At 71.6% G+C, this 9,925-nt stretch carries 8 protein-coding genes and 1 other annotated feature (1 of these 9 only partly in view); all 8 genes read left to right on the forward strand.

Annotated elements, in window-relative coordinates; translation table 11 throughout:
* Positions 1–5: 5 nt before the first annotated feature.
* The 8 genes from argJ to tyrS all read left to right on the forward strand — a co-directional run bounded on the left by argJ (position 6) and on the right by tyrS (position 9,215).
* Positions 6–1,196, forward strand: coding sequence for a bifunctional glutamate N-acetyltransferase/amino-acid acetyltransferase ArgJ (gene argJ / locus HUN59_RS03360; protein WP_254629977.1), 1,191 nt, complete (start codon positions 6–8; stop codon positions 1,194–1,196).
* A complete protein-coding gene (gene argB, locus HUN59_RS03365; protein ID WP_058742102.1) occupies positions 1,196–2,224 on the forward strand; it encodes an acetylglutamate kinase in 1,029 nt (342 codons plus the stop codon). The genes argJ and argB overlap by 1 nt, the downstream gene beginning before the upstream one ends.
* Positions 2,221–3,441 (forward strand): acetylornithine transaminase, encoded by a 1,221-nt coding sequence (locus HUN59_RS03370; RefSeq protein ID WP_174777492.1) that lies wholly within the window; start codon positions 2,221–2,223, stop codon positions 3,439–3,441. Before argB ends, HUN59_RS03370 begins: the two co-directional genes overlap by 4 nt.
* Positions 3,438–4,361, forward strand: coding sequence for an ornithine carbamoyltransferase (gene argF / locus HUN59_RS03375; protein ID WP_058742104.1), 924 nt, complete (start codon positions 3,438–3,440; stop codon positions 4,359–4,361). Before HUN59_RS03370 ends, argF begins: the two co-directional genes overlap by 4 nt.
* A 70-nt stretch (positions 4,362–4,431) precedes the next feature.
* Positions 4,432–5,631 (forward strand): argininosuccinate synthase domain-containing protein, encoded by a 1,200-nt coding sequence (locus HUN59_RS03380; protein ID WP_174777493.1) that lies wholly within the window; start codon positions 4,432–4,434, stop codon positions 5,629–5,631.
* 80 nt (positions 5,632–5,711) lie between these two features.
* Positions 5,712–7,160, forward strand: a complete 1,449-nt coding sequence (gene argH / locus HUN59_RS03385) for an argininosuccinate lyase (RefSeq protein WP_174777494.1) — start codon at positions 5,712–5,714, stop codon at positions 7,158–7,160.
* The gene (locus HUN59_RS03390; protein WP_058742107.1) at positions 7,157–7,837 is read left to right on the forward strand and encodes a DNA-3-methyladenine glycosylase; all 681 of its coding nucleotides are present in this window, start codon (positions 7,157–7,159) and stop codon (positions 7,835–7,837) included. The genes argH and HUN59_RS03390 overlap by 4 nt, the downstream gene beginning before the upstream one ends.
* Before the next feature lie 64 nt (positions 7,838–7,901).
* Complete coding sequence (gene tyrS, locus HUN59_RS03395) at positions 7,902–9,215, forward strand: tyrosine--tRNA ligase (RefSeq protein ID WP_174777495.1); 1,314 nt, start codon at positions 7,902–7,904, stop codon at positions 9,213–9,215.
* A 572-nt stretch (positions 9,216–9,787) separates the two neighbouring features.
* Positions 9,788–9,925 (forward strand) — a sequence feature (16S ribosomal RNA rRNA prediction is too short) (it continues 151 nt past the right edge of the window).

Raw genomic sequence — 9,925 nt, forward strand, 5'->3', positions numbered from 1 at the left:
CCGACGTGACCGAGACGGACGACGCAGGCACGAGCCTCCAGGGCGTGACCGCGGCAGCGGGGTTCCGCGCAGCGGGCGTGACCGCCGGTCTCAAGGAGAGCGGCAAGCCCGACGTCGCGCTCGTCGTCAACGACGGACCGGACGCCGCGGTGGCCGCGGTGTTCACCACGAACCGTGCGCAGGCGCACCCCGTGATCTGGTCTCGCCAGGTCGTCGGCGACGGGACCGCCCGCGCCGTCGTGCTGAACTCCGGCGGTGCGAACTGCTTCACCGGCCCGTTCGGCTTCCAGACCACCCACCTGACGGCCGAGGCCGTCGGCGACGCCCTCGGCGTCGGTGCGGGCGACGTCGTCGTCTGCTCGACCGGCCTCATCGGCCGTGGCGACCAGACCTTCCGCGACGGTGTGCTCCGCGGGGTCGACCTCGCTGCTGCCGCGCTGTCCGCGGACGGCGGGCCGGACGCCGCCGCGGCGATCATGACGACCGACACCCGTGCGAAGCAGTCGGTCGTGACCGAGGACGGCTGGACCGTCGGCGGCATGGCCAAGGGTGCGGGGATGCTCGCGCCGGGGCTCGCGACGATGCTCGTGGTGATCACCACGGACGCCGTGCAGACCCCGTCTCAGCTCGACGACGCCCTGCGCGCCGCGACCCGCGTCACCTTCGACCGCGTGGACTCCGACGGCTGCATGTCGACGAACGACACCGTCGTGCTGCTGTCGTCCGGCGCGAGCGGAGTCACCCCGGAGGTCGGTGACTTCCAAGAAGCACTGACGGCCGTCTGCGCGGACCTCGCCCGACAGCTCCAGCAGGACGCCGAGGGTGCGAGCCACGACATCACGATCGCGGTGACCGGCGCGGTGTCCGAGGACGACGCGGTCGAGGTCGGCCGGAGCGTCGCCCGGAACAACCTGTTCAAGGCCGCGGTGTTCGGCAACGACCCCAACTGGGGGCGGGTGCTCGCCGCGATCGGCACGACCGACGCCGAGTTCGACCCGTACGCCGTCGACGTGAGCATGAACGGCGTCCGGGTGTGCCACGCGGGCGCGCCCGACCGACCCGTCGACGAGGTCGACCTCAGCCCGCGCGAGACGCACGTGCTCATCGAGCTCGGGGTCGGTCCGCACGCCGCGACGATCCTGACGAACGACCTGACGCACGACTACGTCCACGAGAACAGCGCGTACTCCAGCTGATGAGCGACCTCACCAAGGAAGAAGAGCACGAGCTCGCCGCCGTCAAGGCCGCGACGCTCATCGAGTCCCTGCCGTGGCTGAAGCGGTTCTCCGGCAAGACGGTCGTCGTGAAGTTCGGCGGCAACGCCATGGTGAACGACGACCTGAAGCGCGCGTTCGCGGAGGACATGGTCTACCTCCGGTACGCCGGTCTGCACCCGGTCGTGGTGCACGGCGGCGGCCCGCAGATCTCCGCCGCACTCAAGGAACAGGGCATCGAGTCCGAGTTCCGGGGCGGCTACCGGGTCACGACGACCGAGGCGATCACGGTCGTCCGCGAGGTCCTGGCCGGCGAGGTGAACCGCGAGATCGTCGACCTGATGAACGAGCACGGCGACGGCCTGGCGGTCGGGGTGTTCGGTGACGGCGGTTCGCTGTTCACCGGCGAGAAGAAGGGCGTCGTCGTGGACGGCGAGCACTTCGACCTCGGCCACGTCGGCGACATCACGCACGTCGACCCGTCCGGCGTCCTCGCCGCAATCGAAGCCGGCCGCATCCCGGTCGTGTCGAGCATCGCGATCGACGACGCCCACCCGGACCAGGCCCTCAACGTGAACGCCGACGCCGCGGCCGGCGCACTCGCGATCGCCCTCGGCGCCGCGAAGCTGCTCATGCTGACCGACGTGCCCGGCCTCTACCGCAACTGGCCGGACCGGGACTCGATCATCGACCTCATCGCGGTCGAGGAACTCCGGGAGCTCCTGCCGAGCCTCGAGTCCGGCATGATCCCGAAGATGACCGCGTGCCTGGACGCGGTGGTCGGCGGTGTCGGCGGTGCGACGATCATCGACGGTCGCATCCCGCACTCGATCCTGCTCGAGGTCTTCACCCTCCGCGGCGCGGGGACCGAGGTCATCCCGGACCCGAGCCGTCGCACCGAGAACCAGAACACCCACGCCGAGGTCGGCCGACGGGTCCCCGAGTCCGCAGCGGACCCGGGCCGGCACGCAGCCGACGCCGACACCACGCAGAAGGGGAACGAGCAGTGAGCACCGAGACGCAGACCCAGACCTGGAACGACCGGTTCGGGGCGTCGCTCATGCGATCCCTGCCCGCCCCGAAGATCATGCTCGAGCGTGGGAAGGGCTGCCGTGTCTGGGACGTCGACGGCAACGAGTACCTGGACTTCCTCGCCGGCATCGCGGTGAACTCCCTCGGCCACGCGCACCCGGCGCTCGTCGAGGCGGTCGCCGACCAGGCCGCCAAGCTCGTGCACGTCTCCAACTACTTCGCGACTCCGCCGCAGCTCGAGCTCGCCGAGCGCCTGAAGCGCATCACCGGCGCCGGGGACGCCGGACGCGTGTACTTCGGCAACTCCGGGGCCGAGGCGAACGAGGCCGCCTTCAAGCTCGCGCGCCTGAACAAGGGCGCCGACGGTCGCAAGACCCGCATCCTCGCGCTCAAGCAGGGCTTCCACGGCCGCACCATGGGCGCCCTCGCGCTGACCGGCAAGCCCGCGCTGCAGCAGGACTTCCTGCCGATGGTGGCCGGTGTGGACCACATCGACTCCACGGTCGAGGCACTCGAGGCCGCGATCGACGACACCGTGGCGGCCCTCGTCGTCGAGCCGATCAAGGGCGAAGCCGGGGTGGTGGACCTGCCCGAGGGCTTCCTGCTGGCGGCCCGTCGCCTGACCGAGGAGCACGGCGCGCTGTTCATCCTCGACGAGATCCAGACCGGGGTCGGCCGGACCGGCAACTGGTTCACCTTCCAGGGCCACGGGTTCACGCCGGACGCGGTCACGATCGCCAAGGGCATCGCAGGGGGCTTCCCGATCGGCGCCCTCGTCACCTTCGGCTGGGCCTCGGAGCTCTTCTCCGCCGGGCAGCACGGGTCGACCTTCGGCGGGAACCCGCTCGGCACGCGGGTCGCGAACGCGGTCCTCGCGGAGATCGAGCGGGCCGACCTGGTCGCCGGTGCCGTCGCGAAGGGCGAGCGCATCCGCGCCGGCATCGCGAGCCTCGGTTCGCCGCTGGTGGACGAGGTCCGCGGGACGGGTCTGCTCATCGGCGTCGGGCTGGCCGCCCCGGTCGCCGCCGCCGTCAACGCCGCCGCGCTCGAGCGCGGTCTCATCATCAACGCCCCGAACGAGTCGAGCCTGCGCATCGCGCCGCCGCTCATCGTGTCCGACGCCGAGATCGACGAGTTCGTGTCGATCCTCGGCCAGAGCCTCGCGGCCGTCGCCGCCCAGGAGACCTCAGCATGACCCGCCACTTCCTCCGGGACGACGACCTCACCCAGGCCGAGCAGTCCGCGATCCTCGACCTCGCCGCGCGCATGAAGGCCGACCGCTGGGGCGAGAAGCCGCTCGCCGGCCCGCAGTCGGTCGCGGTGATCTTCGACAAGTCGTCCACCCGCACCCGGGTGTCCTTCCACGTCGGGATCTCCGACCTCGGCGGCAGCCCGCTCGTGATCACCACGGCGAACAGCCAGCTCGGCGGCAAGGAGACCCCGTCGGACACGGCTCGCGTGCTCGAGCGCATGGTGTCGGCGATCGTGTGGCGCACCTACGCCCAGTCCGGGCTCGAGGAGATGGCCGAGGGTACCCGCGTGCCCGTCGTCAACGCGCTGTCCGACGACTTCCACCCGTGCCAGCTCCTCGCCGACCTGCTCACCATCCGCGAGCACCGCGGTGCCCTGGCCGGACAGACGGTCGCCTTCGTCGGCGACGGCGCGAGCAACATGGCGCAGTCGTACCTGCTCGCGGGTGCCACCGCCGGCATGCACGTCCGCGTCGCCGCCCCCGCGGCCTTCAGCCCGGACGCCGTGGTCGTCAGCGACGCCGAGCGCCGAGCCGCCGAGACGGGCGGGTCGGTCCTCGTCGTGACGGACCCGGTCGCCGCGGTCGCCGGTGCGGACGTCGTCGTGACCGACACCTGGGTCTCGATGGGCAAGGAGGACGAGAAGCAGTCGCGCCTCGACACCTTCGCGGGCTACCGCGTGGACGACGAACTGCTCGCGCACGCCGCGGACGACGCCGTGTTCATGCACTGCCTGCCGGCGGACCGTGGGTACGAGGTGACCGCCGAGGTCATCGACGGTCCGCGCAGCATCATCTGGGACGAGGCGGAGAACCGGCTGCACGCCCAGAAGGCCCTGCTCGCCTGGCTGCTCGCCGCCGCCTGATCCGCCCCGCGGCACCAGCCCCGCGGAGCCAGCACCGCAGACCCCGTCCCGCCCGTCCGGAAGGAGCCCCGTGACCGACCGCATCGTCGTGGCGGCCTCAGCCGGCGTCGATCCCGCCGAGGCCGTCGCCCGGCTCGCCCACAGCGGCCCCGCGGACGACCACGTTGCGCTCGGCCCGGCCGACCGCGAGGTCATCGCGCTCGTCGTCGACGTCGGCGGGCGGGGCCGCGACGTCGAGCAGGTGCGGGACCGCGCCCGTGCGGCCGGAGCCGTCGACGCGATCGTCGTCGACGCGAAGACGGAGTACGCCGAGCGGTACGTGGTTCCCGCCCTGCGCGCGAACGCCCTCGACACGGGACGCTCGCTCGTCCCCGCGCTCCGACGACCCCTCGTCGCGGCGCACCTGGTGACGACCGCCCGGCAGCTCGGCGCCGGGCTGGTCGCACACGCGACGGCGGCCCCGGACGAGCCGGCCCTCGCCGCCCTGGTCGGCGGCGTGGACCCGGACCTCGGGGTCGTGCCGGTGCCGCTGGACGCGGTCCCGACCGGGGCGGAGCAGGACCTGTGGGGCCGACTCGTCCCGGCGACCGGCACGACCGGTCCGGCGGCAGGACCGCCGACCGGCCCGGCGGCAGGTCCGCCGACCGGTACGGCGACCGACCCCGCGGACGATCCCTGGGCCGCTCCGGCCGACGCCGGGTGGCTGCGCACGCAGGACCCCGTCACCGTCCCGGACCCCGACGAGGTCACCGTGACGTTCGAGCACGGCGTCCCCGTCGCCCTGGACGGTCAGCGCTTCGGGATCGTCCGGCTCCTGCAGGAACTCGACGCCCTCGCGGGACGGCACGGGATCGGCCGGCACGACGTGGTCGTGGACCTGCGTGACGGCCGCAAGGCCCGGCACGTCGCCGAGACCCCGGCCGCGACGGCCCTGACGGTCGCGCACCGGGACCTCGAACGGCTCACGCTCGAGCGGGACGTCGCCGTGTTCTCCCGCGGTGTCGAAGCTGAGTGGGCACGGCTCGCTGTCGACGGCGCATGGAACTCGGGGCTCCGCCGGGGCCTCGACGCGTTCCTGGAGCAGACCCAGCAGCACGTCTCCGGCGAGGTCCGGCTCCGGCTGCACGGCGGCGGAGCGGTGGTCACCGGACGCCGTTCGGAGCAGAGCCTCTACGACTTCGAGCTCGCCGCGGCCCCGGGTGCGACGAGCCTCGCCGACGCCTGGGCCCGCCCGGGCAGGACCGCCGCCCGACGAAACCGGGCCAACTGACCCTCCCGACCAGCGCCCGGCCAGAGCACGACACGACACCACCACTCCAGACCCCGCACCACCGAACGACGCAGGACGACATGAGCGACGCGAACCAGCCGACCAAGACCGACGCCACCAACACGGGCGCCCTCTGGGGTGCCCGCTTCGCCGACGGGCCGAGCGCCGAGCTCGCCGCGCTGTCCCGATCGACGCAGTTCGACTGGCAGCTCGCCCCGTACGACATCGCCGGGTCCCGGGCCCACGCCCGTGCCCTGCACACCGCGGGGTACCTGACCGCTGACGAACTCGAGCGGATGCTCGCGGGACTGGACCGCCTCGAGACCGCCCACGCCGACGGCTCCCTGCAGCCCGCGGACGGCGACGAGGACGTGCACGGCGCCCTCGAACGCCTGCTCATCGCCGACCTCGGTCCGGAGCTCGGCGGCAAGCTCCGCGCCGGCCGCAGCCGGAACGACCAGATCGCGACGCTCGGACGCATGCACATGCTCGACCACGCGCGCCGGATCGGGCACCTCGTGATCGACCTGGTCGACGCACTCAGCCAGCAGGCCAACGAGCACCCCGGGGCGATCATGCCGGGCCGGACCCACCTGCAGCACGCGCAGCCCGTGCTCCTCGCGCACCACCTGCTCGCGCACGCATGGCCGCTCGTCCGCGACCTCGAGCGGCTCCGCGACTGGGCCGACCGTGCGAGCGTCAGCCCGTACGGCGCCGGGGCCCTCGCCGGGAGTTCGCTCGGGCTCGACCCGGCGGCCATCGCGCACGAGCTCGGCTTCGCCCGCCCGGCGGACAACTCGATCGACGCCACGGCCGCTCGCGACGTCGTCGCCGAGTTCGCGTTCGTGCTCGCGCAGATCGGCATCGACGTCTCCCGCCTGGCGGAAGAGGTCATCCTCTGGAACACGAAGGAGTTCGGGTTCGTCCGGCTGCACGACGCGTTCTCGACCGGGTCGAGCATCATGCCGCAGAAGAAGAACCCGGACATCGCCGAGCTCGCACGCGGCAAGTCCGGGCGCCTCGTCGGCAACCTCACCGGGCTGCTCGCGACGCTGAAGGGCCTGCCGCTCGCGTACAACCGTGACCTGCAGGAGGACAAGGAGCCCGTGTTCGACTCGGTCGCGCAGCTCGAGGTCCTGCTCCCCGCGTTCACCGGAATGATCGCGACGCTGACCTTCGACACCGACCGCATGGCCGCCCTCGCGCCGCAGGGCTTCTCGCTCGCGACCGACGTCGCCGAGTGGCTCGTCCGCCAGGGGGTGCCGTTCCGCGACGCGCACGAGGTCTCCGGCGCGCTCGTGCGGCACTGCGAGGAGCGCGGCATCGAGCTCGACGAGCCGACCGACGACGAGTACCGCGCGGTGTCCGCGCACCTCACGCCCGAGGTCCGCGGCGTCCTGACGATCGAGGGCAGCGTCGCGTCGCGGTCCGGCGTCGGCGGCACCGCGCCCGACCGGGTCGCCGAGCAGCTCGCGTCGCTGACCCGGCGCGTCCACGACCTCGCCGCGGGGGCGCCGTTCGCGCGATGACCTCGCCGCTCCACGCCCTGCTCGAGCTGCCGGCGCCGACCTCGGCGCCGGCGCTCCTCGGCGCGACGATCACGGGCAAGGGCGTCGTCCTCCGCATCACCGAGGTCGAGGCGTACTGGGGTCCGACCGACCCGGGCTCGCACGGGCACCGCGGCATGACCGAGCGCAACCGCCACCTGTTCGGCTCCCCGGGGACCCTCTACGCCTACCGCTCGTACGGCATCCACACGTGCGTCAACGTCGTGAGCGGTCCCGAGGGCACCTCCTCGGGGTCGCTCCTGCGGGCCGCCGAGGTCGTGGACGGCGTGCCGGTGGCGCGTGGCCGCCGCGGTGACCGCCCGGCGGACACGGCGTTGGCCCGTGGCCCCGGCAACCTCGGCACCGCGCTCGGCGCGGTCCTCGGGACGGACGACGGCACGTCACTGCTCGACGGCTCCGGCCCCTACGTGCTCGCCCTGGCACCCGGCCTGGAGGCGCGGATCACCGCCGACGGGCCCGCTGCGGTCGTCGACGCGCTCCTGTCCGCAGGATCCGGCGCGGCCGGACCGCGCATCGCGCGCGGGCCGCGGACGGGCGTCGGCGGCGTCGCCGGCGGCGCCGCCTTCCCCTGGCGCTTCTGGCTCGCGGGCGACCCCACGGTGTCCGCGTACCGACGACACAAGGGTGCCCTCGACTGACGGAGCCGCCCCGCGCCTCCAGTCCGGATCCCGGTGCGCGCCCGCGCGCCGCTACGATCGTCGTGTGTCCAGCGCAACCGATCACGATGTCCTGACACGTCAGCGGAACGACCCCACCTTCGCCTCGGTGTGGGACGAACTGCGCTGGCGTGGTCTGGTGCACGTCTCCACGGACGAGACGGCACTCAAGGAGGCCCTCGACGGCGAGCCGGTCACCTACTACTGCGGCTTCGACCCGACCGCCCCGTCGCTGCACTGCGGCAACCTGCTCCAGCTGCTGACCATGCGGCGGCTGCAGCTCGCCGGGCACCGGCCCCTCGCACTCGTCGGCGGGTCGACCGGACTCATCGGCGACCCGCGCCCGACGGCAGAGCGCACGCTGAACACCCGTGAGACCGTCGCCGACTGGGTGTCGCGGCTGCAGGCGCAGGTGTCGCGGTTCCTCAGCGCGGACGGCGACAACGGCGTCCGGCTCGTGAACAACCTCGACTGGACGTCGCCGCTGACGGCGATCGACTTCCTGCGCGAGGTCGGCAAGTACTTCCGCGTCAACAGCATGCTCAAGAAGGACGCCGTCGCGGCGCGCCTGAACTCCGATGCGGGCATCAGCTACACGGAGTTCAGCTACCAGATCCTGCAGGGACTCGACTACCGCGAGCTGTACCGGCAGTACGGGTGCACGCTCCAGACGGGCGGCTCCGACCAGTGGGGCAACCTGACGTCGGGCACGGAGCTGATCCGGCGGTCCGAGGGTGCCTCGGTGCACGCCATCGGGACGCCGCTCATCACGAACTCCGACGGCACGAAGTTCGGCAAGAGCGAGGGCAACGCGATCTGGCTCGACCCGGAGATGACGTCGCCGTACGCCTTCTACCAGTTCTGGCTCAACACCGCGGACGCAGACGTGATCGCCCGGCTGCGGGAGTTCACCTTCCTGTCCCGCGAGGAGATCGAGCGGCTCGAGCGCGCCGTCGCCGACGAGCCCTTCCGACGTGAGGCCCAGCGGACGCTGGCGTACGACGTCACCGCGACCGTGCACGGGCACGACGCCACCCAGGCCGCGATCGATGCCTCGGCCGCGCTGTTCGGCAACGGCGACCTCGCAGCGCTGGACGCGGAGACCCTGCGGTCCGCGGTCGCCGAGCTGCCTGGTTCGGCGTCGCTGGAGGGCGATGCCGACGTGGCGCGCGCCCTCGTGGAGACCGGACTCGTCAAGTCCCTGGGCGAGGCGCGGCGCGCGATCGACCAGGGCGGTGTGTACGTGAACAACGCACGTGCCGAGAACGCGACCGCACCGCTGTCGGGGCTCGCGCTCCCCGGGGGCGTCGTCGTCCTGCGCCGGGGGAAGAAGACCCTCGCCGGCGTGACCCTGTCCTGAGCGGTTCCCGGCGCGTGTTGCAGAACGCGACACGCCCGGGAGCGGTCAGGGTTGGCGCTCACCGGGATCCCTGCGTAGAGTTCTTACTCGTCACCCCAAAGGTGCGGCGGAGCGGCTGGAGCGAGAGCCCAGAGCCTGCCGGCCTCAAGCGGGGGCCATCCTCCACCGAAGTTCAACCCGGGTCTTGTGCTCGGTCGCTTCGACGCTTAGGATGAACACTTCACCGGCCCTCTCCTACGGGATGAGCCACAGGACCTTGGTCCGACGCGTTGCCGGTGACAACCAAGATCGAAAGCCCCTCTGTTGAGGTCCGGTGTTACCGGGCTGATTGGTGGGTGCGTCTGGTCCTTGAGAACTCAACAGCGTGCACATTGTCAATGCCAATTATTTTGACCCCGTGCGATCGTGGCTCTTTTGGGGGTTGCGGTTGTCGGAGGCAATTCCTTTTGGATTGAATTGATTGTCAGTAGACAGTCTTTACAGTCAGTTTCAACTCGCTGACGCTTTCGGGTGTTGGTTGTATTTTTTTACGGAGAGTTTGATCCTGGCTCAGGACGAACGCTGGCGGCGTGCTTAACACATGCAAGTCGAACGATGATGCCCAGCTTGCTGGGTGGATTAGTGGCGAACGGGTGAGTAACACGTGAGTAACCTGCCCCTGACTCTGGGATAAGCGTTGGAAACGACGTCTAATACTGGATATGACTGCC

Source organism: Curtobacterium sp. Csp2, assembly GCF_013347165.1.

Excerpts from the sequence above, each read along its gene's own strand:
- argF (WP_058742104.1), top strand. The coding sequence starts at position 3,438 with ATGACCCGCCACTTCCTCCGGGACGACGACCTCACCCAGGCCGAGCAG.
- argB (WP_058742102.1), top strand. The coding sequence starts at position 1,196 with ATGAGCGACCTCACCAAGGAAGAAGAGCACGAGCTCGCCGCCGTCAAG.
- HUN59_RS03390 (WP_058742107.1), top strand. The coding sequence starts at position 7,157 with ATGACCTCGCCGCTCCACGCCCTGCTCGAGCTGCCGGCGCCGACCTCG.
- argH (WP_174777494.1), top strand. The coding sequence starts at position 5,712 with ATGAGCGACGCGAACCAGCCGACCAAGACCGACGCCACCAACACGGGC.